The sequence below is a fragment of the Pseudomonas sp. FA117 genome (assembly GCF_057370475.1).
This window is the reverse complement of the sequence record NZ_CM170675.1, coordinates 4,632,733-4,656,164: the sequence shown is the minus strand read 5'-3', so window position 1 is coordinate 4,656,164 and position 23,432 is coordinate 4,632,733. Positions and strand designations below refer to the sequence as shown.

Genomic DNA, 23,432 nt, shown 5'->3' with positions numbered 1-23,432 from the left:
CTCTCTTCGCGGGCAAGCCCGCTCCCACGGAAAATGCGCTGCAGGGTTACATCGGCGGTGATTGTTCCGCCGGCTTGTCCTTGTTCACCGCAGGTACATGCAGGTTGCCTTCGGCCACCTGGCCTTCGAGCTGCGGCTGGGTCACCCAGGTGAGGATGTCGTAGTAGCGACGGATGTTGGCCACGAAGTGCACCGGCTCGCCGCCGCGGGCGTAGCCGTACTTGGTCTTGCTGTACCACTGTTTCTGCGACAGGCGGGGCAGCATCTTCTTCACGTCCAGCCACTTGTTCGGGTTCAGCCCCTCGCGCTTGGCCAGGGTGCGGGCGTCTTCCAGGTGGCCGCTGCCGACGTTGTAGGCGGCCAGGGCGAACCAGGTGCGGTCCGGCTCCTGGATGCTGTCGTCGAGCTGCTCCTTGATGAGCATGAAGTACTTCGCCCCGCCCATGATGCTCTGCCTGGGGTCCAGCCGGTTCGACACGCCCATGGCCTGGGCGGTGCGCTGGGTCAGCATCATCAGGCCGCGCACGCCGGTCTTGGAGGTCACTTCCGGCTGCCACATCGATTCCTGGTAGCCGATGGCTGCCAGCAGCCGCCAATCGACCTGCTCGACCTTGGCATAGCTCTTGAAGTGCTTCTCGTACTTGGGCAGGCGCTGCTGCAGGTGCTGGGCGAAGGTGTAGGCGCCGACATAGCCGAGGACGTCGACATGGCCGTAGTAACGGTCCTTCAGGCGCTGCAGGGTGCCGTTCTTCTGCGCCTTGTCGAGAAAATCGTTGATCTCGTTGAGCAGGCTGTTGTCTTCCCCGGCGGCCACGGCCCAGCGCTGGTCGCGGGCGTCGCCCAGGTCGAAGGCCACGCGCACGTTGGAGAAGTACACCTGGTTCATCGCCAGCTCGTTCGAGTCGACCAGCGTCAGGTCGATCTGGCCTTCATCGACCATGCGCAGCAGGTCGACCACCTCCACGGCATCGGATTCCTCGTACTCCAGCGCCGGGTACTGCTTTTTCAGCCCGGCCAGCTGTTCGGCGTGGCTGCTGCCCTTGAGCACCATGATCTTCTTGCCGACCAGGTCCTTGGGTTCGGTTGGCCGCGAACGGCCGTTGCGGTAGATGACCTGGGGGGTCACTTCCAGATACGGGTGGGAGAATTTCGCCTGGGTGGTGCGCTGCTCGCTGCTGACCAGTCCGGCGGCGGCCAGTACCGGGCCGGACGGTTTGCCCAGCTGGTCGAAGAGGTCGTCGAGGTTGTCGGCGGTCTCGATCTCCAGCTTGACGCCCAGATCGTCGGCGAAACGCTTGACCAGTTCGTACTCGAAGCCGGTTTCGCCGTTGCGGTCCTGGAAGTAGGTGGCCGGGCTGTTGCGGGTTATGACGCGCAGCACGCCGTCCTCCTTCACACGCTCGAGAGTGCTGGGTTTTTCAACACAGGCACCGAGCATCAGGAAGAGTCCGGTTGCGAAGAGCCATCTGGCGCAGCGCTGGCGCAAAGCAGTGTGGGCGAACATAGGGTGCAGTATACGCAAAGGACCGTCGGCGCCATATCTCGACAACGGTAAGCTTGTCTGGTAGCGGACCTTTGGCGGGCCGGTAACCGGCAGATCGCCCTTGCGCGCCCCCCCAGCCAGCCCCGCGAATTTCTGACCCCGAGGTCCGGTTCCGCCGCCCGGCAGCATTGCCCTCTGGCGGGTGCCGAAAGCCACGGAATTAGGCTAGAATGCACGGCCTCCAAGCACACCCCTTCTTGAGGCTGTCCCGACGATGTTGATCCTGCGCGGCGCTCCTGCCCTTTCTGCCTTTCGCCACGGTAAATTACTCGAGCAACTGAGCCAGAAAGTCCCCGCTGTTACTGGTTTGTATGCCGAATTCGCCCACTTCGCCGACGTCGACGGCGAGCTGACCGCCGACCAGCAGCAGGTGCTGGGCCGTCTGCTCAAGTACGGCCCGAGCGTGCCGGTGCAGGAGCCGAGCGGCCGCCTGTTCCTGGTCGTCCCGCGCCTGGGCACCATTTCGCCCTGGGCCTCCAAGGCCAGCGACATCGCCCACAACTGCGGCCTGCAGTCGATCCAGCGCCTCGAGCGCGGTATCGCCTACTACGTGGCCGGCAGCCTCAGCGACGCCGATGCGCAACTCATCGCCGCCGAACTGCACGACCGCATGACCCAGCGCGTGCTGGCTCGCCTGGAGCAGGCCGCTGACCTGTTCAGCCATGCCCAGCCCAAGCCGATGACCTCGGTCGACATCCTCGCCGGTGGCCGCGCCGCCCTGGCCCAGGCCAACATCGACCTGGGCCTGGCCCTGGCCGAAGACGAGATCGACTACCTGGTCAATGCCTTCCAGAACCTCGCGCGCAACCCGAACGACATCGAACTGATGATGTTCGCCCAGGCCAACTCCGAGCACTGCCGCCACAAGATCTTCAACGCCAGTTGGGACATCGACGGCCAGGCTCAGGAAAAGAGCCTGTTCGGCATGATCAAGAACACCTACCAGATGCACAACGAAGGCGTGCTGTCGGCCTACAAGGACAACGCCTCGGTGATCGTCGGCAGTGTCGCCGGGCGCTTCTTCCCGAACCCTGAAACCCGCCAGTACGGCGCGGTGCAGGAGCCGGTGCACATCCTGATGAAGGTCGAGACGCACAACCACCCGACCGCCATCGCCCCGTTCTCCGGCGCCTCCACCGGCTCCGGCGGCGAAATCCGCGACGAAGGCGCAACCGGCCGTGGCGCCAAGCCCAAGGCTGGCCTCACCGGCTTCACCGTGTCCAACCTGCGGATCCCGGGCTACGAGCAGCCGTGGGAACAGGCCTACGGCAAGCCGGAACGCATCGTCGACGCCCTCGACATCATGATCGAGGGTCCGCTGGGCGGCGCCGCGTTCAACAACGAATTCGGCCGTCCTGCCCTGACCGGCTTCTTCCGTACCTTCGAACAGGCCATCGACACCCCGCACGGCGAAGAAGTGCGCGGCTACCACAAGCCGATCATGCTGGCCGGCGGCATGGGCAACATCCGCGAAGACCACGTGCAGAAAGGCGAGATCACCGTCGGTGCCAAGCTGATCGTGCTCGGTGGCCCGGCCATGCTGATCGGCCTGGGCGGCGGCGCTGCCTCGTCGGTGGCCACCGGCGCCAGCTCGGCCGACCTGGACTTCGCCTCGGTACAGCGCGAAAACCCGGAAATGGAGCGCCGCTGCCAGGAGGTCATCGACCGTTGCTGGCAACTGGGTGACAAGAACCCGATCGCCTTCATCCACGACGTCGGCGCCGGTGGCATCTCCAACGCCTTCCCCGAGCTGGTCAACGATGGTGGCCGTGGTGGCCGCTTCGAACTGCGCAACGTGCCCAACGACGAGCCGGGCATGGCCCCGCACGAAATCTGGAGCAACGAATCGCAGGAGCGTTATGTACTGGCTGTCAGCGCCGTCGACTTCGAGCGCTTCCAGGCCATCTGCGAGCGCGAGCGCTGCCCGTTCGCCGTGGTCGGTGAAGCCACCGAAGAGCCGCACCTGACCGTGACCGACAGCCACTTCGACAACACCCCGGTGGACATGCCGCTCGACGTGCTGCTCGGCAAGCCGCCACGCATGCACCGTTCGGTGACCCGCGAAGCCGAGCTGGGCGATGACTTCGACCCGAGCGAGCTTGACCTGGACGCCGCCGTGCAGCGCGTGCTGAGCCACCCGGCCGTGGCCAGCAAGAGCTTCCTGATCACCATCGGCGACCGCACCATCACCGGCCTGGTCGCCCGCGACCAGATGGTCGGCCCATGGCAGGTACCGGTGGCCGACTGCGCGGTCACCGCCACCAGCTTCGACGTCTACACCGGCGAAGCCATGGCCATGGGCGAGCGCACTCCGCTGGCGCTGCTGGATGCCCCGGCTTCCGGGCGCATGGCGATCGGCGAGACCATCACCAACCTGGCGGCTTCGCGCATCGACAAGCTGTCCGACATCAAACTGTCGGCCAACTGGATGTCCGCTGCTGGCCATCCGGGTGAAGACGCGCGCCTGTACGACACCGTCAAGGCCGTCGGCATGGAGCTGTGCCCCGAGCTGGGCATCACCATTCCGGTCGGCAAAGACTCGATGTCGATGAAGACCAAGTGGAGCGAGGAGGGCGTCGACAAGAGCGTCACTTCGCCGATGTCGCTGATCATCACCGGCTTCGCCCCGGTCACCGACATCCGCCAGACCCTGACCCCGCAACTGCGCATGGACAAGGGCGAGACCGACCTGATCCTGATCGACCTGGGCCGCGGCAAGAACCGCATGGGCGCCTCGATCCTCGCCCAGACCTACGGCAAGCTCGCGGCCCAGGCACCGGACGTCGACGACGCCGAAGACCTCAAGGCCTTCTTCGCCGTGATCCAGGGCCTGAACGCCGACGGCCACCTGCTGGCCTACCACGACCGTTCCGACGGCGGCCTGCTGACCACCGTGCTGGAAATGGCCTTCGCCGGTCATTGCGGCCTCGACCTGCAACTCGATCCGCTGACCGACAGCAAGGCCGAGGTGCCGGCCATTCTCTTCAACGAAGAGCTGGGCGCGGTCATCCAGGTTCGCCAGGACGCGACTCCCGACGTGCTGGCGCAGTTCAGCGCCGCCGGCCTGGGCGAGGAGTGCGTGGCGGTGATCGGCAAGCCGGTCAACAATGCCGAGGTGTCCATCAGCCTCAACGGCGAAGTGCTGTTCGACGACGACCGTCGCATGCTGCAGCGCCAGTGGGCCGAGACCAGCTACCAGATCCAGCGCCTGCGTGACAACGCCGACTGCGCCGACCAGGAATTCGACGTCCTGCTCGAGGAAGACAATCCGGGTCTGTCGGTCAAGCTCGGCTACGACGTCAACGAAGACGTTGCCGCGCCGTACATCAAGAAGGGCGTGCGTCCGCAAGTGGCGATCCTGCGCGAGCAGGGCGTCAACGGCCAGGTCGAGATGGCTGCGGCCTTCGACCGTGCAGGTTTCGCTGCCATCGACGTGCACATGAGCGACATCCTCGCCGGTCGCGTCGACTTCGAAGCCTTCAAGGGCCTGGTCGCCTGCGGCGGCTTCTCCTACGGTGACGTGCTGGGTGCCGGTGAAGGCTGGGCCAAGTCGGCGCTGTTCAACAGCCGTGCCCGCGATGCCTTCCAGGCCTTCTTCGAGCGTACCGACAGCTTTGCCCTGGGCGTGTGCAACGGTTGCCAGATGATGTCCAACCTGCACGAGCTGATCCCGGGCACCGAGTACTGGCCGCACTTCGTGCGCAACCGCTCGGAGCAGTTCGAGGCGCGCGTGGCCATGGTCGAGGTGCAGAAGTCCAACTCGATCTTCCTGCAGGGCATGGCCGGTTCGCGCATGCCGATCGCCATCGCCCACGGTGAAGGCCATGCCGAGTTCGCCAGCGAAGAGGCACTGCTGGAAGCCGATCTGTCCGGTTGCGTGGCCCTGCGCTTCGTCGACAACCACGGCAAGGTCACCGAGCAGTACCCGGCCAACCCGAACGGTTCGCCGCGCGGCATCACCGGCCTCACCAGCCGCGACGGCCGCGTGACCATCATGATGCCGCACCCGGAGCGTGTGTTCCGCGCCGTGCAGAACTCCTGGCGCCCGGATGAGTGGCAGGAAGATGCCGCGCTGATGCGCATGTTCCGCAATGCGCGGGTGTGGGTGAACTAAGGGTGTACAAGCTCGCCTTCTTCGTCCCTGCCAGCCATGTCGAGGTGGTCAAGGCCGCCGTGTTCGCCGCTGGAGGCGGACGCATCGGTGACTACGACCACTGCGCGTGGCAGACGCTTGGCCAGGGCCAGTTTCGCCCGCTGGACGGCAGTCGGCCGTTCCTCGGGCAGACAGGCCAGGTCGAGACGGTGGAGGAGTGGAAGGTCGAGCTGGTGGTGGCCGATGAACGGGTCGGCGCCGTGGTCGCTGCCTTGAAGCAGAGCCACCCTTACCAGACCCCGGCCTATGAAGTCTGGCCGCTGGCAGACTTCTGAACCCACCTGCGCTTGTGCGTTGTTTTAACAAAGAGCCCCGGCAGTCTCCTGCCGGGGCTCTTTGTTTTTCCGCTTAGCTGAACAATCCGGTCAGGCGCTCCCAGGCGCTTTTGTCGACGCTCGGGGCCTCATGCCCGTGAAGTTGTTCGAATATGGCCGCATCGCAGGCTTTCCTGATTTCGGCAGCGTGTTCGGTGGCCCATGCCCGGACCAGTTCATCCTGCCATTCACTGTCGTTGGGATGGGTGAAGTAGCTGCGCGCAACCTTGACCGGGTCGCGCAGGCGCTTGCCGTCCCAATACTTGCGCATGGCAAAGCCGACTTCATACACGGCCACGCGCGCCATCAAGGTCGCCAGGGTATGCAGGGGGTGGACGTCATGGTCCTTGGCCAGCTGGGAGTGGGTCGGGTTGGTCGAGCCGGTGAGCATGGGATTGCCCATCCTCAGTGTCTGCAACTCATCGACCGAGTTGCCGGCCAGGTTGAGCAGCGTCCGGTAGCCCAGCTTTGGCAGGTCGGTGGCGGCGCGCAGTGGCGATCCTGTGATCCAGGATACGCGTCTCATGGCGTTGAAGCCCGGCAGGTCTGCCAGGGTGTCGCGCACTTCGAGCGAGGTCCTGAGGTATTCCTGCCACTTTGGGTCTGGGTGATCCTGAAGCAGGATCAGCAGTGCCAGTTCGGTGTCCGAACGTTGTCCCGGGGTGATGTTTTCGAAACTTCCGGAGGGTGCGAACAGGATCTTCGCCATGGGTTCAGCCAGGCTGGCGATCACGTCACTGCCGGCGAACATGCCGGTGACGACGGGCCAGCCGTGTTTGCAGTCTGCCTGTGCAGTCCAGGTCAATACAGTGTCGTGACCCTGCTTGCGCAGGCTCAACTCGGCATAGTTGGAGTGGGCGAAATAATCCTCCAGTACATGCAGGGCTGCACCGAACTCGCGCAGGCCCCTGGGGGTAGGGCCTTCTGCCATCGCATCGCGTAGGCGCTCGCACATGTAGTCGACGGAGGTGAAGATGTGGCGCTTCATGGACGTGAGCGGGTCGACCTGCAGCCGCGGATCGTCCTGTGCGACAGGCGCCTCGAAGTCGGCATCGATGCGGCTTGGATCGGCGACCGAGGCTCCAGGGTTGTAGGGATTGTCGATGTGCTCGCTGGGACGATAGACCCCGAGCATTTGCGGGGTGACCACATAGTGGCGGCGTTCTTCCGGCGTGCCTTGCAGGCTGGGGAATGCCTTCAGCGCCAGCAGGTCCACGAGTTGGGTCAGGACTTCCCGGGAAATCTTCATCGGGAACTCTTTCGGTGCGTCTGCGGGACGTACCAGCTTGGGGTCGAGCAATTGCGAGTAGTCGCGCAGCCAGTTGCCGAAGTAGATGGCCTTGCGCTGTTTCTCGTTGAAGCCTGCCAACTGGAGGCGGTCCTCGATCGACTCATGGCCCCAGGAGTGCTCGGGGTTGTGCTCGTCACCCTTTCCTGCCGAGAAGCCTTCGCGGCTGCCATGGCGAGTGTCTGCTGACTGCGCATCTTCATCCTGGCTCTGACGGATGAAACGTCGCATTGCCTGGTCCTCGGCCTGCAGGAAGGTGATCTGGCCTCTTTCGATCAGCCAGGCGATATCCAGTGGCCCCTGCTGCTCGGACCCGACGCAGCCGATCAGCCAGGCGAAGCGTGCACCTTCTTCCAGCGGCGCGTCGTCGGCAACCGCTGTACCGCCATCGGTCGGGCTCGGTGTGAAATGGTGGCGCAGCAGATTGTCCAGATGATGGCCGAACTCGTGCAGCAGGATGGTTGCCAGTTCAACGGCGGACTGCGGTTGTTGTCGCGCAGCTGTGATGACCTCGGGGTCGATGCAGATGATACGGAGGTTATTGTCGTAACAGGCTTTACCCTCTTCACAGTCGCCGATTCGGTGTATGGGAGGGGGCAAGGAGCCATCGAGCAGTGCGGCCTGCAGCCGGTGGTAGCTGGTGTCTGGCAGGTCGTCGCCGAACACGGGGACGAGCAGGGCGTGGAAGGCCTGCGGCGAGAGCGGCCGGGCGATGTCGGTCAGCCGATCGATGGCGAAAGTGGTGTGCAGCGAGAAGGGGGACATGGCGGGACTCGTCGATGGATGAAGCCCCCAGCATGTGCGCAGGATGCAGCCGGAGGGAGCAGGCAACGCCTCCCGCTGCACGCCTTTTCAGCGTTTTGCGCGCGCCATGTGCTCAGCCTTGGCGATCCGTCGATTGCTGCCGGACCTGTGCATTCGGCTGGGCACTGTCGTCGGCGTCACTGCCCATCGACCTGCGAAACCCCTGGATCGCTTCCCCGACATCGCTGCCCAGGCTTTTCAGGCGCTTGGTGCCGAACAGCAGGAACACCAGCAGCACCACGATCACCAGTTGCCAGATACCGATACCACCCATGGCTGAGAACTCCTGTAAGGTCATGAAAAGAAAGGCCAATGTTGCCGGTTGCAGATGACGCGCCGGTGACGGTCGATGGGTTTTGCCATGTGCCTGCAACACACGCCGTGTTGACTGACGCCTCCACGGACGATGAGGCGTGAGGCGATGGGTGGCAGGCGGCAACAGGGCGTGGCCTTGCTGATGGTGATGGTGGCGCTGGCGATGCTGGCGGCGGGCCTGGCCTGGCTGGTCGAGGAAGGACGTCGGCAGGTCGATGAAACGCGTTTATTGCGCCAGCGCGTGCAGGTCCGGGCGATGGAACAGGCAGGCCTGGCGTATGCCAGCCAGGCCCTGCGCGACCCGGCCTGGCGCGCCAGCCCGCTGTTCTGGCAGGCCTTGCGCGGGCAGGCGCTGGAGTATGACTTTGGCACAGGCAAGGCGCGCCTGCAGGTGCGCGACCAGCATACCTGCTTCAACGTCAACGCCTTGCTGGGCGAGGACGCAGAGCGCGCAGAGCGTCAGTTGCGCCGCTTGCTCGGCGATGACATGGCGGCCGAGCGTCTGGTCGATGCCCTCGCCGACTGGCTGGATGCCGACAGCGACACGCGCCTGCAAGGCGCCGAGAGTGCCCAGTATCTGCGCCAGCGGCCGCCACGCCTGGCGGCCAACCAGGCGATGCTCGATCCCAGCGAACTGAACCTGCTGCTGGAGGCCGATGCGCAGCGCCAGGCACGTTATCCGATGTTGTGTGCGCTGCCACAGACCAGCGGCTGGCGGCTCAATGCCAATGCCTTGAACCTGGAGCACCTGCCATTGCTGGAGGCGCTCTACGAAGGGCATTTTTCGCGCTCGCTGCTCAGCCGCATCATCAGCAACCGGCCGGCTTCGGGTTATGTCGATGCCGGGGCGCTGCGTCAGGCGCTGGGGGCGTTGGATGACGAGAGCTTTGCGCGGTTGAGCGAGGGGTTGCTGCTCAATGGCGGCTTCTTCTTGTTGCAGCTTTCGTTCGAGGAAGAAGGGCGGGTGGTGCGCAGTCAGTTTCAGGTGGAGGCGTTGGGGGTGGTGCAGTGGCATGCGCGGGTGCCGGCGCAGCAGGTTCGGGTTCGGGGGCGGGAGCCGGTGCTCTAGGTTTTTGCCTTCTTGTTCCTGCCATTGGGGCTGCGTGGATGGGAGGACTATCCATTTGCCAGACGCCTGCGCTCGGTCTCCTGAGGTCGCGAGTCGCGGCGTCTGGGCTATTGCGCGCCTAGAAGCCAGATCAGGATCATGATCGAGATCCAGCCTCTATGCGCGCTTGCCGGGTCAGGCGGTGCCGATTTCACCGCCATCATTACGCTGAATCACCACGGTGGAGGCCCGCGGCCGCACCCGGCCACCCGCTGGCGTCACATCGGTGGCCTTGTCGGTGTAAGGCCAGTTCCCCGGATGCTGGATGTTGATGAACAGCGTCTTGTTGTCCGGCGTGAAGCTGATCCCCGTTACCTCGCAGCCATTAGGGCCGACGAAGAACCGGCGCAGGTCCACCTGGTTCTGTGCATTGACCGGGACCTGCTTGCCACTGGCATCGACCAGGTCGGTCGGGATCACCGCCAGCAACTGGTCATTGGTGTAGCTAGTCAGGGTGGTCTCGCCGTTGTCGGTCTCGAACCACAGCACACCACGGCTATCGAAGCTCATGCCGTCGGGGCTGGCGAACTGGTTCAGTTCGGTGAGGCCCGAGCGATTGATGTCCGGTGCACCGGCTGCGTTGGCGCCGAACACGAAGATGTCCCAGGTGAAGCTCTTGTGATCGTCGCTGTCGTGCCAGCGGATGATGTGGCCATGGCGGTTCGGGCCGCGCGGGTTGGCCGCATCCACCTTCGCGGCGGTGCGCGCGCTGTTGTTGGTCAGGGTCAGGTAGGCGTCGCCATTGAGCGGGTTGACGGCCGTCCACTCCGGGCGGTCCATCGGCGTGGCGCCGACTGCGTCGCCTGCGCCGCGGGTGTTGAGGATGATGCCCGGCAAATCACCGTACAGCGCGCCCAGGGTGCTGCCGGCGGTGGTCGGGGTGGCCACGTCCAGCAGCAGCCACACGCCCGTGCCGTCGGCATTGAAGCGCGCCACGTAGAGCTTGCCCTTGTCCATGTACTTGGCCCCGGTGGCCAGGCGGTCGGCCGGGGTGGCGTCGGCCGGATCCCAGACCGCGTCGGAGACGAACTTGTACAGGTATTCGTTGTTCGAGTCGTCGCCGGTGTACCACACCAGCGGCTTGCCCGCGACCGGCAGCCCCGGGCAGCAGCCCTCGTGACGGAAGCGGCCAAGGGCGGTGCGTTTCACTGCCAGGGTGGCGCTGTTGTACGGGTCGATCTCGACGATGTAGCCATAGGTGCTGGCTTCGTTGCGGTAGTCGGCGGTGGCGCTGGCGCCGGTCGGGGTGATGTTGAAGCGGGCGAACTCGTCGCTGACTTCACTGGCATCGCCTGCGGCAGTCTCCCACTTGTACTGGCCGCTGGTCGCGCTGACGCCGATACGCACCTGGTCGGCGGGGCGTGTGGCCTTGTTGACGAAGATGCCGGGCCAGTTCTCTTCGCAGGTCAGGTAGGTGCCCCACGGCGTGTAGCCGTTGCCACAGTTGTTGTTGGTGCCGCGGGCCTGGGTGCCGGTCGGCGAGAACTTGGTCTTGACGTGATCGGTGCCGCGCAGCGGGCCGGCGATGTCCATCAGCGAGGCGGTGGTGAAGCGGCGGTTGAGCGGGTCGTTCTGCATTACCTGCCAGCGGCCGTTGACCTTGCTCAGGCGCACCACGCCGGCACCATGGGCGTTGATCTCCTTGCGCACTTCCTCGACCGGACGCTTGCCGCTGCCGTCGGTGGTCGGGCCGTTGGGGTGCAGGGCGTCGGCCTCGATGTACTCGAAGTTGATCGCCAGCAGACCGTCGTCGGAGCTGCCGTTGATGGGGAAGAAGTGCATGCCGTCATGGTTCATGCCCATGGCGTTGGCCTGGTCGGTCGAGGTGTTGCTGCCGTCGGATTTCCACGGGTTGCCGTTGCTGTTCAGCGGCGTGCCCCACGGGGCGATCACGTAGGCGCTGTAGCCGGCGGCAATGACGCAGGCGTCGGTGCGCGAGCCGGCGATGGACTGGAAGCCCAGCTTGAGCTTGGGCTGTGGTTGCGGCTCGGTGACAGGCGGCTCGGTGGCCGGGTCATCGTGATGGGAACTGCCGCCACCCCCGTCGAAACAGGCGGTCAGGCCGGTGCCTGCGATCATCGCGATGGCCGCGCCGAGGCTGCCGCGCATCACGCTGCGACGGCTCAGGTAGGCATCCATCACGCTGGCCATCGGCACGTTGCCGCTCAGGTTCCGGTCCAGGTTATCGCCGGTTTCTCGACTCATCAGGGTGTCCTTGTAGTGGCTGAGTAAGAGGAACCGCGACTGTAGGGGGCCAGTATGATGATTGATTGGCAGAAATGTTAACGGGCTTTTAAAACCTGCGGCTATTAGTAACAAGATTTGTCAGAACTATCCTGCCGCGGCTGTCGGATTTCTGCCATCAAACTGTCATGCCGTCACCCCAATATCCGGGGCCCAACGTGAACTCGGGTTAAGGACGGCGGAGTCGATGGCGAGCAGTGTGCGCAGACGCGATGTGATTGGCTGGATCGGCCTCGGCGCCCTGGCGCCGCTGCTCGGTGCCTGCTCCGCGATGCCCGCTCAGCGCGGCGGTGATGCCTCGCTGGAACTGCTGTATGTCGCCGATACCCTCGATGCCCGCGAACCCGGCTTGCCGGTAGTGCCGGCCACGCGCCTGGGCCCGGTCAGCCACCTGGGCCGTGCGCCCTGGATGACCGGCAGTCATGCCAGCAGCGGACATGCCGGGCTCGCGGTGCTGCTTGACGCCAATCAGGCCGGCCAGGCGCCTGTCGGCGGTTATGCGGTGCTGGCCGCGCTGCTGGAGCAGGTGCGCAGCGAAGCCGGTGTCGAGCGCTGCCTCACCCTGGAAAACGGCCAGGGCTGGAACGGCAGCGGCCTGGCCTACCTGACCCAGGGCGAGAGTGGCGTGCAGGGCAGCCGCATGCTGGCCAGCGACGTACGCGTGAGCAGTGACGAGCGCGTACTGTGGCCGCAACGTTGCGCAGCGCTTTATCGTCAGTCCCCGGCGATCACCCTCGGCGCCGGCCTTGCTGCTGAACAGGCCAAGGGCCTGGGTATCGAGCCCCTGCGCGTGTTCGAGCGCGGCGGCGTGCGCATTGCGGTGGTCGGTGTGACTGACCCTTACGCCCAGGATCAGAAGGCCTCGCTCAAGCAGTGGTACCAATCATTGCTGCCCAGCTTCCAGCAAGCCCGGCGCGAGGCCGACCTGGTGGTCGCCCTGGCGGATGTCGGCACTGGCCCCGGCCTCTGGCTGGCTGAGCGGATCGACGAAATCGATGTCCTGTTGTGTGCCCGTGGCCAGGACCTGTGGCCTGCACCGGTACCTGTGACGCAAGCGTCGGGGCGCCAGGTACCGGTGCTGTTCGCGGGCTGTCGCGCCAGTGGCGTCTATCGCCTGCGCTGCCGGCAAACCGCAGGGCAGTGGCGATTCGAGGCGCGCTTCGTGCCCGCTTTCGAACATCAACTTTCGCCAGTTGCCCAAGCGCGTGCCAGCCAGTTGCGCACCACGCTGCGCCAGCAGCGCGCCGGCCATGCCGCCTGGCTCGACCAGCCGCTGGCCCGCGCACCCCAGGCCTTGTGGCGCCGTGATACCCGTGCTGGCAGCTGGGATCGCCTGCTGCACCAGGCCCTGGCCGATGACTCGAGCATGCCGGTGCTGCTGCCAGGGCTGCGCTACGACCACCCGTTGCCCGCTGGCCAGGCAATCACCCGCGAGCACCTGATCTGCCTCACCGGTGGCTACCCGGCACCGGTGGTCGAGGCGCCTGCGCAGCAGGTCGAGCAGGTGCTGGAAAACGCTGCCGAGCAACTGTTCGGCGACCCGCTGCTGCTCGACAACAGCCAGGACCTACCGCGCTGGCAAGGCCACGCCTGGCAGGTCAGCTACAGCCCGACGGGCAAGCGCGTGGCCGGGCTGGCCTCGGTACAGGGGCTGTGCCGCACCTTCGGCCTGCACCTGGATGCCCAGGCCGGTGAGCCGCTGTGGCAGAAAGTCGAGGCCTGGCTGGCACGCCAGGGGCCGGACTGGCAGTTGGCGCCGCTGCAATTGCCGCAAGTGCGCTATGTGCAGGGGCATCCGGGGTGGCATCCGCGCCAGGTGGCGTCGTGATCGGGCTCGCGCGTCTGCCCAGCCTGCTGCTGCTGACCCTCGCCGGCTGGCTTGCCGCCCAGTGCATCCTGCAACTGAGTCGCCAGCCGCAGCCGCTCAGCCCGCCTCGCGAACAGACACCGACCCTGCCGGGCCTGATGGCCGGTCACTGGCAGGCGCCGCCCGAAGAGGGCGGCATTCCCCTGACCCGCCTGCCGCTGCAATACCTCGGCGGGCTCAAGGCCCAGCCGCTGTCCGCCACGGTGGTGGTACTGCGTTTCGGCCAGCAGGTTCGCACCCTGGGGCGCGGGCAACGCCTGGCGCCGGGGATCGTGCTGCAGGACATCGATGCCGATGGCCTGATTTTCGACAACCAGGGGCGGCGCGAGCGCCTGCCCTGGCCGCCACGGCCCGCCGTGACCGGCTTCAAGCGGCAAGGATGAGCGATGATCGCAAGATACGGTGTGGCCTGCCTGCTGAGCCTCGGCCTGTGCTTTTCCCAGGCCTGGGCCGAAGAACCCGAGGTGGATGAGGACGGCGTACCGCAGTACGAGGTGAACTTCGTCGACACCGACATGGGTGAGTTCATCGACAGCGTCTCGCGCATCACCGGCACCACCTTCATCGTCGATCCGCGGGTCACCGGCAAGGTCACGGTGCGCACTGTCGATCGCCACGATGCCGAAGCCATCTACGATATCTTCCTCGCCCAGCTGCGGGCCCAGGGTTTCGCCGCCGTCGACCTGCCCAACGGCAGTGTGAAGATCGTCCCCGACCAGGCCGCGCGGCTGGAGCCGGTGCCGGTGGAAAACGCCGGCAAGCAGGGCAAGGGCAGCGATGGCGTGGCGACCCGGGTGTTCAACGTGCGCAACGCTGCCAGCGAACAGATGCTCGGCATCCTCAAGCCGCTGATCGACCCGCGGGTCGGAGTGATCACCCCGTACCCGGCCGCCAACCTGCTGGTGGTCACTGATTGGCGCAGCAACCTCGAACGCATCGACAAGCTGCTGCGCCAGTTGGACCAGGTCAGCGACGAGCCCTTGCAGGTGATGCCGCTGCGCCATGCAAGCGCCGCCGACACAGCCCCCTTGGTCACCCGGTTACTGGCCCGCGAGCAGGGTGCCGACAGTGCCCAGGTGGTCGCCGATCCACGCAGCAATGCGCTGTTGGTGCGCGGCAGCGCCGACAGCCGGGAACGGGTGCGCGCCTTGCTCGGCCAGCTCGACCGGCCCAGCGACAACCTGCACAGCAGCAACACCCAGGTGATCTACCTGCGTCACGCCAATGCTGCCGAGGTCGTCAAGGTACTGCGCGGCCTCGGTCAGGAAGGTGGGGTGCCGGATGCCGCGGTCGGCGAGGGCAAGGAGGCGCCGGTACGCACGGCCAGCGATGCGGGGGTGCGGCTGGAGTATGAAGAGGGCGCCAACGCGGTGGTCATGGTCGGGCCGGACAGTGAACTGGCGGCCTATCGCAACATCGTCGAGCAGCTCGATATCCGCCGTGCCCAGGTGGTGGTCGAGGCGATCATTGCCGAGGTGTCCGACAGCAGCGCCCAGGAACTGGGTGTGCAGTGGCTGTTCGCCGACGAAAAGTTCGGTGCCGGCATCGTCAACTTCGGCAGCAACGGGGTGAACATCGCCAACATCGCCGGTGCTGCCGCCAGCGGCGACAACAAGGAACTGGGCAAGCTGCTCTCGGCCACCACCGGCGCCACTGCCGGTATCGGCCATTTCGGCGGCGGCTTCAACTTCGCCATGCTGATCAACGCGCTCAAGGGCAAGAGCGGCTTCAACCTGCTGTCGACCCCGACCCTGCTGACCCTGGACAACGCCGAGGCGTCGATCCTGGTTGGCCAGGAAGTGCCCTTCGTCACCGGCTCCGTGACCCAGAACAACGCCAACCCCTACCAGACCATCGAGCGCAAGGAGGTGGGGGTGAAGTTGCGCATCAAGCCGCAGATCAACAGCGACAACAGCGTGCGCCTGGATATCGTCCAGGAAGTGTCCTCGATCGCCGACTCGCGTGCGGCCAGCGACGTGATCACCAACAAGCGCGAGATCAAGACCAAGGTGATGGTCGACGACAACGGCCTGGTGATTCTCGGCGGCCTGATCAGCGACGAGTCGACCACCAGCAACCAGCGCGTGCCGCTGCTCGGCGATATCCCGGGCCTTGGCCGCCTGTTCCGCTCCGACAGCAACCGCAACGTGAAGCAGAACCTGATGGTGTTCATCCGCCCGCGCATCATGCGCGACGGGCCGAGCCTTGCCGGCTTGAGCCAGGAGAAGTACCGCAGCCTGCAGCAGGAAACTGCGTTGCAGATGCCGGAGCTGGCCGAAGGCGGTGCGCTGCTCAAGGCATTCCCGGCCAGCCGCGCGCGCCTGGAAGGCGGCAACTGGTGATGCTCGCCTATCGCCTGGCGCGGCAGACCGGCGTGGCCATGGCCCCTGACGAGCAGGGCTGGCAACTGTGGCTGCGCGACGATGCCGACAGCGACCAGTTGCAGGAACTGCTGCGCGTCCATGGCCACCCGGCGCGCCTGGAGCGCCTTGATCGCGCGGCGTTCGACGAGCGCCTCGGCCAGCTCTACCAGGTCGCCGACTCGGCCACTGCGGCGCTGATCGAAGGCATCGGCGAGCAGGTCGACCTCGACAGCCTGATGAGCGAAATGCCGCGCATCGAAGACCTGCTCGAGAGCGACGACGAAGCGCCGGTGATCCGCCTGATCAATGGCTTGTTCGGCCAGGCCCTGCGCCTGCGTGCTTCCGACATTCACATCGAGACCTTCGAACAGAGCCTGGTGGTGCGCCTGCGCGTCGATGGTCACCTGCGCGAAGTGCTGCGCCCGCCGCGTGCGCTGTCGGCGATGCTGGTGTCGCGGATCAAGGTCATGGCGCGCCTGGACATCGCCGAGAAACGCCAGCCCCAGGACGGCCGCATCACCCTGCGCGCCGCCGGGCGTGAGGTGGATGTGCGGGTCTCGACGCTGCCTGGCATCCATGGCGAACGTGTGGTGATGCGCGTGCTCGACAAGCAGGCCAGCCTGCTGGCACTGGACAACCTCGGCATGCCGGCTGCCGCGTTGCAGGGCTTGCGTGGGTGTCTGGCGCGGCCCAACGGCATCGTGCTGTCCACCGGCCCCACCGGGTCCGGCAAGACCACCACGCTGTACGCCAGCCTCAACAGCCTCAACGACGGCAGCCGCAACATCCTGACTGTCGAAGATCCGGTGGAGTACGCCATCGCCGGCATCGGCCAGACTGCGATCAACCCGCGTGCCGGGCTGACCTTCGCCACCGGCCTGCGCGCGATCCTGCGCCAGGACCCGGATGTGATCATGCTTGGTGAGATCCGCGACCAGGAGACTGCGCAGATCGCCGTGCAGGCCAGCCTGACCGGCCACCTGGTGCTGTCGACGCTGCACACCAACAGTGCCGTTGGCGCAGTGACGCGCCTGCGTGACATGGGTATCGAGCCCTTCCTGATCGCCTCGAGCCTGCGCGGGGTGCTGGCCCAGCGCCTGGTGCGGCGCCTGTGCGAGTGTGCCCAGCCGCGTCCGCTGCTCGCCGCCGAGCGGCGCCTGTGGCCGGAACTGGACGCCGTGCACGCGACCCATCACCCGGTGGGCTGTGAGCGGTGCCAGGGCACGGGTTATGTCGGGCGCCTTGGGCTGTATGAGTTCGTCGAGCTGGACGCCGGGCTGGTCGCCCTGCTCTACGAGGGTGCCAGCGAAGTGGCCATGCAGGCACACCTGGCCACGCGTCGGCAGAGCCTGATGGCCATGGCCAGCGATTGCCTGGCCCGTGGCGAGACGAGCCTGGCCGAAGTGTTGCGCGTGGTGCAGGGCTGAGCATGCCGACCTATCGCTACCAGGCCCTGGACCTGGCAGGTAAACCGCACAAGGCCAGCGTGCAGGCCGACAGCGAGCGCCATGCCCGCCAGTTGTTGCGTGAGCAGGGGCTGTTCGCGCGCAAGCTGCAGCGCCACGAAGGCAGCCTGCGGCAACCGCGCCGTCAGCGCCTGAGCCGTGCCCAGCTGTGTGAGCTGACCCGCCAACTGGCCACGCTCACCGCTGCCGGCATTCCTCTGGTCGATGCCTTGGCCACGCTCGAGCGGCAACTGCGCGCGCCGGCCTTGCAGGCGGTGTTGGTGGCGGTGCGTGGCGCGCTCGCCGAAGGGTTGGGCCTGGCCCGCAGCCTGGCTCGCCAGGGGGCGCCATTCACCGGGCTGTACTGCGCACTGGTCGAGGCCGGCGAGCGTTCCGGGCGCCTGGCCCAGGTGCTGACGCGGCTGGCCGATCACCTGGAGCAGGTCCAGCGTCAGCAGCACAAGGCCCGCACTGCGCTGATCTACCCGTGCGTGCTGATGGGCGTGTCGTTGGCGGTGGTGGTCGGCCTGATGACCTTCGTGGTGCCCAAGCTCACCGAGCAGTTCGCCCATTCCGGCCAGGCGCTGCCACTGATCACCGCGCTGCTGATCGGCATCAGCAAGGGTCTGGCCAGTGCTGGCCCTTGGTTGCTTGGTGCGGCGATCCCGCTGACGCTGCTGGGCGGCTGGCTGTTGCGCAAGCCGCACTGGCGGCTGCGGCGTGATGACCTGCTGCTGCGCCTGCCGCGCATCGGCGTGTTGCTGCAGGTACTGGAAAGCGCGCGGCTGTCGCGCAGTCTGGCGATTCTCTGTGGCAGTGGCGTGGCCCTGCTCGAGGCGCTGCAGGTGGCCAGCGAAACGGTTGCCAACCAGCGCATCCGCCTGGCCCTGGAACAAGTGCGCCTGCAGGTGCAGGGCGGCAGCAGTCTGCAGCGTGCGCTGGATGCCTGCGGCCAGTTTCCACCGTTGCTGGTGAACATGGTCGGCAGCGGCGAGGCCAGCGGCACCCTGGCCGACATGCTCGAGCGCGTGGCCGACGACCAGGAACGCGGCTTTGCCCGCCAGGTGGACACCGCCATGGCGCTCTTCGAACCCCTGATGATCCTGGTGATGGGCGGCGTGGTGCTGTTCATCGTGCTGGCGGTGCTGTTGCCGATCATGCAGCTCAACCAGGGTCTGCAACTGTGAAAAGGAGTCTCTGCATGCAGCATCGCGCCAAGCGTCAGCGCGGCTTCACCCTGATGGAAATCATGGTGGTGATCTTCATCATCGGCCTGCTCATCGCGGTGGTCGCGCCCAGCGTGCTGGGCAACCAGGACAAGGCCATGCGCCAGAAGGTGATGGCCGACCTGGCCACGCTCGAGCAGGCGCTGGACATGTACAGGCTCGACAACCTGCGCTTTCCCAGCAGCGAACAGGGGCTGGCGGCACTGGTGAAGAAACCGAGCCAGGAACCCGTGCCGCGCGCCTGGCGCAGCGATGGCTATATCCGTCGCCTGCCGGAAGATCCCTGGGGGACGCCATACCAGTACCGCATGCCGGGCGAGCATGGCCGGGTCGATGTCTATTCGCTTGGCGCCGATGGCGTGGCGGGTGGCGAAGGGCTGGATGCCGACCTGGGCAACTGGGCGCTCTGAGTTGCCTCGGCAACGCGGGTTCAGCCTGCTCGAACTGCTGGTGGTGCTGGCCATCGCCGGGCTGATGACCGGCCTGAGCGTGGCCTGGCTCGACAGCGGCCGGACGCGGGTCGAGCAGGCTTTGCAGCGGCTCGCCGCAGCGACCCGCGAGCAGTCTGCCGTGGCCCGCCATACCGGTCAGTTGCGTGGTTTGCGCTGGAGCGGCAAGCGCCCGGAGTTCGTGCGCCATGACGGTACAGGTTGGGTAGTGGAACCGGTCGCGCTGGGTGACTGGCCGGCCGAGGTGCGCCCGAGCTGGCAGGGCGCTGCGACGCCGCAGCTGCTGTTCACCCCGGAGGGCTGGGCCAGGCCCGGCAGCGTCGACTGGCGCTGGGCCGAGGGTGGGCAGCGCTGGCGCTGGGGGCGCGAGGGCCGGTTGCAGGTCGCGGGGCTTCCATGAGGGGTCGCCAGCGCGGTTTCACCTTGCTCGAAGTCAGTGTGGCGCTGGGTATCGCCGCCGTGCTGGCGGTGCTCACCAGCCAGGTGCTGCGTCAGCGCCTGGCGGTGCAGGAAGGCGTGCAGCAGCATCGTCTGGGCGCCTTGTGCGCCCGTGAGCTGCAGGCGCGGTTTGTGGTGGAGCAGTACTGGCCGGGGAGCAATCGCACTGCCGGGGCGCTGCAACAGGGCGGGCAGGTGTGTCACTGGGACCTGCAACTGCGCAATACCGGCGTGCGCGATCTGCGCCGTGGCGAGCTGCGCCTGTTCGCCGACCGTGATCAGCGTGTGTCACTGGGGCTGTACACCCTGTTCCTGGAGCGCCCATGAAGCGTCGCCAGACCGGGTTGACCCTGATCGAGCTGATGGTCGCGCTGGCGCTCACCGTGGTGTTGGGCATCCTGCTGGCGGCCCTGGTGCATGGCTGGATCACCGTGCGCGAGCGTCTGGCCGACCAGCAGAACGAGCCCGGTGTGCTGGAGTTCTGCCTGGCGCTGGAGCGGCGGTTCGACAGCCCGGTACTGCGCCAGGTGTACGAGCAGCGCCTGCCGTTGGCCACGCGCTGGCTCGATTGGCAGGCGCAGAACCAGCAGTTGCTGTGGGTCGCAGCTGCGGCCTGGCCCCAGGCCGAAGGTGGTTCGCGCCTGCAGCGCCAGCGCCTGCGTTTCGAGCCGAGAGAGCAGCGCGTGCTGCTGGAAACATCCGCTGACCTCTACGCCGCCGACAAGCCGCGCTGGGTGGTCCGCGAGCGCCTGGAGCGGGTCAGCGAGATGAGCATTCTGTATTTCCAGGGCGGCAGTTGGCTGGCCTGGCCTTCCGATCAACCGGCGCACCCTGGTCGTGGCGTGCGCCTGCATCTGCAGCGTGACGGAGCACCTTATGTCTGCACCTTCGTCCTGCCCTGGGGGCGTTCATGAAGTTTGAATGGCGGCGGCGGACGCCGGCACGGCCCTGGTTGCTGGTGCGACCGCGAAGCGATGGCCGCTGGGACTGGCGGCTGTTCGCTGCAGGCGTGATGCGTGATGAAGGGCAGGGGCGCCCGCCGTCCGACCTGACCGCCAGGGTCGCCCTGGTGCTGCCGGGCGAGGCCTGCAGCCATTTCCGGATGCCGGCACCGCCTGGGCTCAAGCGTGAAGAATGGCCGCTGCTGCTCGAAGACCGTCTGCTGCAGGGGGCCGATGAGGTTCACTGTGGTTGCATCGGTCGCACACAGGGGCAACTGCGGCTGGTGGTGGTGTCGCGCGATCGGCTCGATGCCTGGTTGGCGCAATGCGTGGAATGGGGGCTGGCAGTGGAGCGGTGCTGGTCGCAGTTCCAGCTCCTGCCAGAGCCCGAGCGAGGCTGTGGATGGCGATGGCGGCAGGACGAATCGACCCTGTATGCACGGGTGGACGAAGAGGGAGGCGAGCACTGGCTGGCCTGGCCACACGCTTTGGGCAACGTACCGGAGCCGTGGCACACGCAGGAGCTCGAGCAGGTCGATGGGCCGTGGCCAGGGTGCATTGCCGACCTCGACGCATTGCCCGGGCTGCGGCAAACGCGTCGCTTGCGCAAACCCTTGAATGTGACGCGTCAGCACCAGCGTCTGATCGCTGCCTGCCTGGTGCTCGCGATCGTCTGGGGTGGCCTGTGGGCGAACCAGCAGTGGCGTCAGGCGCAGGTGTACCGCGAGCAGGTACTGGCAGTCACCGGTCCGCAGGCCGGTCCACGCCAGGCCGCGCAGGCACTCAGGCGGCTGCGCGACGTCGAGGGTGAGCGGGCGTTGCGCCTGCGCCGGCTCGACGCTCTGCAGGAGCAGTTGCAGGGCTGGTTGCGCGAGCATCCGCAATGGCGTCTGCGCAGTGTCCGTTTCGACGGGCAGCGCTGGCATCTGCAACTGGACGGCGAAGGCGCCACACCGCCGTGGAATGACTTGGCGGCTGCGGTCGGCGCTGCCGTGCAGGTACAGGCGCAGGGCGTGGTGTTCGACCTGGAGAGCCGTACATGATCCGCGCACTTTCGCAGCGCCAGCGCAGGTGTCTGGCGTGGGGGCTGATCGGGGTGTTGCTGAGCGTCATTCTGCTGCGCGAAGCAGCGGCCAGGTGGGCCGAGATGAGCCAGTGGCGAGGCCTGGCCGAAGCAGCTGTCGGCCTGGACCCCGGCCCCGCGCTGAGCCTGGAGCGCCTGCGCCAGTCGGCCCAGGCCCGGCAGATCGAATTGACCGAGGTCGAGCCGGTGCAGGCGGGATGGCAGGTGCGCGGGTCGGTCAGCGACGAACAACCTTTGCTGGGGTGGTTGAACGTGTTGCAGGCCGAGGGCGCGCAGCCGCTGAGCTGGGGGATGGAACAGGAAGGCAGGCGCCTGCGCTTCGACCTGCTGGTGCGGCCATGAGCCGGCGTGTACTGCTGTGGCCGGCGTTGGTCTGCGCGTTTACGCTGCTGGTCGAACTGCCGGCGAACTGGCTGGTGCGGGGCAGGGCGGTCAGCGGTAGCCTCTGGCAAGGGCAGGCGGGTCAGTTGGGCGACGTCGGGCCGCTGAGCTGGGATTGGCGGCCGTGGCGGCTGCAGGCTGATATCCGCCTGGGTTATCAGGGGCAGGACTGGCAGGTGCGGCTGAGCGGCTGGCCCTGGCGTTGGCAGGCGGATATCGAGGCGCTCGCGGCAGCGGCGAGCGTGCCGGTGGCTTATCGCCTGGCAGGGCACTGGCAGGGTCATCTCAGGGTGAACGGCGCCTGGCGACAGTGCGTCGCTGCCCAGGGGCGTTTGCAGGTGAGCGACCTGGCGCTGGTAGCGCCCTGGTCGCTGGGGATGGGGCAAGGCTGGCTGCAAATGCGCTGTAGCGATGACTGGCACCTGCAGGGCAGCCTGGCCCTGCAAGGTCAACACCAGCTCGACCTCGACGCCGACCTGTTGGCCCGACGCGCACGCATCGCTTTCCAGGTGCAGCCAGACGCGGCGCTTACGCCCTTGCTGCGTGGCGCCCAGTGGCTGGGGGCCGAGGCGGACAAGGGCGAGCGGCAAGTCAGGTGGTAGTCGCCCTGCACAGGCGCTCCGCACTCACAATCAAGCTTGAAGATCCGTCCCGCGGCACCTGTCATTTTTATCAGTTTCGCCCGTGCATCGATGGGCCTACTCTTCAGTCGTGCGCCCATCAATGCCGTTGGTGGCGCTACAGTGCTCGTGCAATACCCTGGTATGCAACCCACCGGCAGCTTCTCGGTGAAGGCTGTGCGGCCGGACGGAACCTGGACGAGCACGCTGACCGAGCTGGTTGCATGGGCTTATTCCTTCAGTGCTAAAGGCTTGAATGCCAAGGAACGGGTGTCTGATGTCTGACTATCTTGGCTGTGAAGATTTCTCCAGTGTGCGAGTGGGTTCATACCCCGACAGACAGATAAGTCGGATAAATGACCTGTGGGACTGTGCTCCTGGTTACGGCACGACAGGATCCTCCGCCCAGGCTCGGGTTGTCCAAGTGGGTAGCCGTCGTGAGCTGCAATGGCGGGACTCCTCAGCGGAAGGGCATAACTGGAGCAAGTTATACCTTTATCTGCGCGGCGTAACCTTTCCACTTGCAAGGTCATTGACGCTCACTATCGAGTTCTCTGTTACTACCTCGAGTATTCGCACTGTAGAGCTGAGAGCTGACTGGGCCTTGCCGAATAGTCCACACGCAAGGGTCAGTGTTCCTGTTGGTAACCAAAAAATAGCCATCACTATCCCTGCGGGCGCAAAGCGCAGAGATTCAGAGGCCGGGGCGCGCGGAATTAGTTTCCTACTCTCCGGGCAGCCTCTTTCCCCCACTGTTCAGTCAGGGCTTTTTCACATCAAATCTCTGTGTCTGTCGTGACAATGGTGTTGAAACGCTGGATTCTCGTTGCGTAGATTCTGACAAACCGC

At 66.1% G+C, this 23,432-nt stretch carries 20 protein-coding genes; 16 read left to right on the top strand and 4 right to left on the bottom strand.

Annotated features, from left to right (window positions below):
- Nucleotides 1–46: 46 nt before the first annotated feature.
- Complete coding sequence (gene mltF / locus AC1TXO_RS21525; protein ID WP_486403604.1) at nucleotides 47–1,504, bottom strand: membrane-bound lytic murein transglycosylase MltF; 1,458 nt, start codon at nucleotides 1,502–1,504, stop codon at nucleotides 47–49.
- Nucleotides 1,505–1,757: 253 nt separating this feature from the next.
- Between mltF and purL the strand changes: the two genes are divergently transcribed.
- Entirely contained in the window at nucleotides 1,758–5,657 is a 3,900-nt protein-coding gene (purL, locus tag AC1TXO_RS21520; protein WP_486403603.1) for a phosphoribosylformylglycinamidine synthase, read from the top strand.
- Nucleotides 5,658–5,659: 2 nt separating this feature from the next.
- Nucleotides 5,660–5,971, top strand: coding sequence for a divalent cation tolerance protein CutA (gene cutA / locus AC1TXO_RS21515; protein ID WP_486403602.1), 312 nt, complete (start codon nucleotides 5,660–5,662; stop codon nucleotides 5,969–5,971).
- Between the two features lie 73 nt (nucleotides 5,972–6,044).
- Here the strand turns inward: cutA and AC1TXO_RS21510 are convergent, their stop codons facing one another.
- On the bottom strand, nucleotides 6,045–8,063 hold the full coding sequence (locus tag AC1TXO_RS21510) for an HET-C-related protein (protein WP_486403601.1): 2,019 nt from the start codon (nucleotides 8,061–8,063) through the stop codon (nucleotides 6,045–6,047).
- A 112-nt stretch (nucleotides 8,064–8,175) separates the two neighbouring features.
- Complete coding sequence (gene tatA, locus AC1TXO_RS21505; protein WP_486403600.1) at nucleotides 8,176–8,376, bottom strand: twin-arginine translocase TatA/TatE family subunit; 201 nt, start codon at nucleotides 8,374–8,376, stop codon at nucleotides 8,176–8,178.
- A gap of 147 nt (nucleotides 8,377–8,523) precedes the next feature.
- Here tatA and gspK point away from each other — a divergent pair, with 147 nt between their 5' ends.
- Nucleotides 8,524–9,486 carry a type II secretion system minor pseudopilin GspK gene (gene gspK, locus AC1TXO_RS21500; protein WP_486403599.1) on the top strand — a complete coding sequence of 321 codons (963 nt, stop codon included), beginning with the start codon at nucleotides 8,524–8,526 and terminating at the stop codon, nucleotides 9,484–9,486.
- A gap of 174 nt (nucleotides 9,487–9,660) precedes the next feature.
- Here gspK and AC1TXO_RS21495 read toward each other — a convergent pair whose 3' ends face one another.
- Nucleotides 9,661–11,730 (bottom strand): PhoX family protein, encoded by a 2,070-nt coding sequence (locus AC1TXO_RS21495; RefSeq protein WP_486403598.1) that lies wholly within the window; start codon nucleotides 11,728–11,730, stop codon nucleotides 9,661–9,663.
- Between the two features lie 226 nt (nucleotides 11,731–11,956).
- On the opposite strand from AC1TXO_RS21495, the gene AC1TXO_RS21490 reads away from it, so the two are divergent.
- The 13 genes from AC1TXO_RS21490 to AC1TXO_RS21430 are packed head-to-tail and all read left to right on the top strand — an operon-like array spanning nucleotide 11,957 to nucleotide 22,868.
- A complete protein-coding gene (locus AC1TXO_RS21490) occupies nucleotides 11,957–13,597 on the top strand; it encodes a bifunctional UDP-sugar hydrolase/5'-nucleotidase (protein WP_486403597.1) in 1,641 nt (546 codons plus the stop codon).
- Complete coding sequence (locus AC1TXO_RS21485; protein WP_486403596.1) at nucleotides 13,594–14,019, top strand: pilus assembly protein PilZ; 426 nt, start codon at nucleotides 13,594–13,596, stop codon at nucleotides 14,017–14,019. The genes AC1TXO_RS21490 and AC1TXO_RS21485 overlap by 4 nt, the downstream gene beginning before the upstream one ends.
- Nucleotides 14,020–14,022: 3 nt before the next feature.
- Nucleotides 14,023–15,978 (top strand): type II secretion system secretin GspD, encoded by a 1,956-nt coding sequence (gspD, locus tag AC1TXO_RS21480; protein ID WP_486403595.1) that lies wholly within the window; start codon nucleotides 14,023–14,025, stop codon nucleotides 15,976–15,978.
- The gene (locus AC1TXO_RS21475) at nucleotides 15,978–17,426 is read left to right on the top strand and encodes a GspE/PulE family protein (protein ID WP_486403594.1); all 1,449 of its coding nucleotides are present in this window, start codon (nucleotides 15,978–15,980) and stop codon (nucleotides 17,424–17,426) included. The genes gspD and AC1TXO_RS21475 overlap by 1 nt, the downstream gene beginning before the upstream one ends.
- Nucleotides 17,427–17,428: 2 nt before the next feature.
- Nucleotides 17,429–18,631, top strand: coding sequence for a type II secretion system inner membrane protein GspF (gene gspF / locus AC1TXO_RS21470; protein WP_486403593.1), 1,203 nt, complete (start codon nucleotides 17,429–17,431; stop codon nucleotides 18,629–18,631).
- A gap of 14 nt (nucleotides 18,632–18,645) precedes the next feature.
- Nucleotides 18,646–19,080 carry a type II secretion system major pseudopilin GspG gene (gspG, locus tag AC1TXO_RS21465; RefSeq protein WP_486403592.1) on the top strand — a complete coding sequence of 145 codons (435 nt, stop codon included), beginning with the start codon at nucleotides 18,646–18,648 and terminating at the stop codon, nucleotides 19,078–19,080.
- Between the two features lies 1 nt (nucleotide 19,081).
- Nucleotides 19,082–19,519 carry a type II secretion system minor pseudopilin GspH gene (gene gspH / locus AC1TXO_RS21460; RefSeq protein WP_486403591.1) on the top strand — a complete coding sequence of 146 codons (438 nt, stop codon included), beginning with the start codon at nucleotides 19,082–19,084 and terminating at the stop codon, nucleotides 19,517–19,519.
- Entirely contained in the window at nucleotides 19,516–19,884 is a 369-nt protein-coding gene (locus AC1TXO_RS21455; protein WP_486403590.1) for a type II secretion system protein, read from the top strand. Before gspH ends, AC1TXO_RS21455 begins: the two co-directional genes overlap by 4 nt.
- A complete protein-coding gene (locus tag AC1TXO_RS21450; protein WP_486403589.1) occupies nucleotides 19,881–20,471 on the top strand; it encodes a type II secretion system protein in 591 nt (196 codons plus the stop codon). Before AC1TXO_RS21455 ends, AC1TXO_RS21450 begins: the two co-directional genes overlap by 4 nt.
- On the top strand, nucleotides 20,468–21,541 hold the full coding sequence (gene gspL / locus AC1TXO_RS21445) for a type II secretion system protein GspL (RefSeq protein WP_486403588.1): 1,074 nt from the start codon (nucleotides 20,468–20,470) through the stop codon (nucleotides 21,539–21,541). Before AC1TXO_RS21450 ends, gspL begins: the two co-directional genes overlap by 4 nt.
- The gene (gspM, locus tag AC1TXO_RS21440; RefSeq protein WP_486403587.1) at nucleotides 21,538–21,924 is read left to right on the top strand and encodes a type II secretion system protein GspM; all 387 of its coding nucleotides are present in this window, start codon (nucleotides 21,538–21,540) and stop codon (nucleotides 21,922–21,924) included. Before gspL ends, gspM begins: the two co-directional genes overlap by 4 nt.
- A complete protein-coding gene (locus tag AC1TXO_RS21435) occupies nucleotides 21,921–22,565 on the top strand; it encodes a hypothetical protein (protein ID WP_486403586.1) in 645 nt (214 codons plus the stop codon). Before gspM ends, AC1TXO_RS21435 begins: the two co-directional genes overlap by 4 nt.
- Nucleotides 22,566–22,601: 36 nt before the next feature.
- Entirely contained in the window at nucleotides 22,602–22,868 is a 267-nt protein-coding gene (locus tag AC1TXO_RS21430; RefSeq protein ID WP_486403585.1) for a hypothetical protein, read from the top strand.
- The last annotated feature ends 564 nt before the right edge of the window (nucleotides 22,869–23,432 follow it).

What these genes read in the sequence shown, in the direction of transcription:
- mltF (WP_486403604.1), bottom strand. Translation starts at nt 1,504, where the DNA reads ATGTTCGCCCACACTGCTTTGCGCCAGCGCTGCGCCAGATGGCTCTTC.
- purL (WP_486403603.1), top strand. Translation starts at nt 1,758, where the DNA reads ATGTTGATCCTGCGCGGCGCTCCTGCCCTTTCTGCCTTTCGCCACGGT.
- AC1TXO_RS21510 (WP_486403601.1), bottom strand. Translation starts at nt 8,063, where the DNA reads ATGTCCCCCTTCTCGCTGCACACCACTTTCGCCATCGATCGGCTGACC.
- tatA (WP_486403600.1), bottom strand. Translation starts at nt 8,376, where the DNA reads ATGGGTGGTATCGGTATCTGGCAACTGGTGATCGTGGTGCTGCTGGTG.
- gspK (WP_486403599.1), top strand. Translation starts at nt 8,524, where the DNA reads ATGGGTGGCAGGCGGCAACAGGGCGTGGCCTTGCTGATGGTGATGGTG.
- AC1TXO_RS21495 (WP_486403598.1), bottom strand. Translation starts at nt 11,730, where the DNA reads ATGAGTCGAGAAACCGGCGATAACCTGGACCGGAACCTGAGCGGCAAC.
- AC1TXO_RS21490 (WP_486403597.1), top strand. Translation starts at nt 11,957, where the DNA reads ATGGCGAGCAGTGTGCGCAGACGCGATGTGATTGGCTGGATCGGCCTC.
- gspD (WP_486403595.1), top strand. Translation starts at nt 14,023, where the DNA reads ATGATCGCAAGATACGGTGTGGCCTGCCTGCTGAGCCTCGGCCTGTGC.
- AC1TXO_RS21475 (WP_486403594.1), top strand. Translation starts at nt 15,978, where the DNA reads ATGCTCGCCTATCGCCTGGCGCGGCAGACCGGCGTGGCCATGGCCCCT.
- gspF (WP_486403593.1), top strand. Translation starts at nt 17,429, where the DNA reads ATGCCGACCTATCGCTACCAGGCCCTGGACCTGGCAGGTAAACCGCAC.
- gspG (WP_486403592.1), top strand. Translation starts at nt 18,646, where the DNA reads ATGCAGCATCGCGCCAAGCGTCAGCGCGGCTTCACCCTGATGGAAATC.
- AC1TXO_RS21455 (WP_486403590.1), top strand. Translation starts at nt 19,516, where the DNA reads ATGAGGGGTCGCCAGCGCGGTTTCACCTTGCTCGAAGTCAGTGTGGCG.
- AC1TXO_RS21450 (WP_486403589.1), top strand. Translation starts at nt 19,881, where the DNA reads ATGAAGCGTCGCCAGACCGGGTTGACCCTGATCGAGCTGATGGTCGCG.
- gspL (WP_486403588.1), top strand. Translation starts at nt 20,468, where the DNA reads ATGAAGTTTGAATGGCGGCGGCGGACGCCGGCACGGCCCTGGTTGCTG.
- gspM (WP_486403587.1), top strand. Translation starts at nt 21,538, where the DNA reads ATGATCCGCGCACTTTCGCAGCGCCAGCGCAGGTGTCTGGCGTGGGGG.
- AC1TXO_RS21435 (WP_486403586.1), top strand. Translation starts at nt 21,921, where the DNA reads ATGAGCCGGCGTGTACTGCTGTGGCCGGCGTTGGTCTGCGCGTTTACG.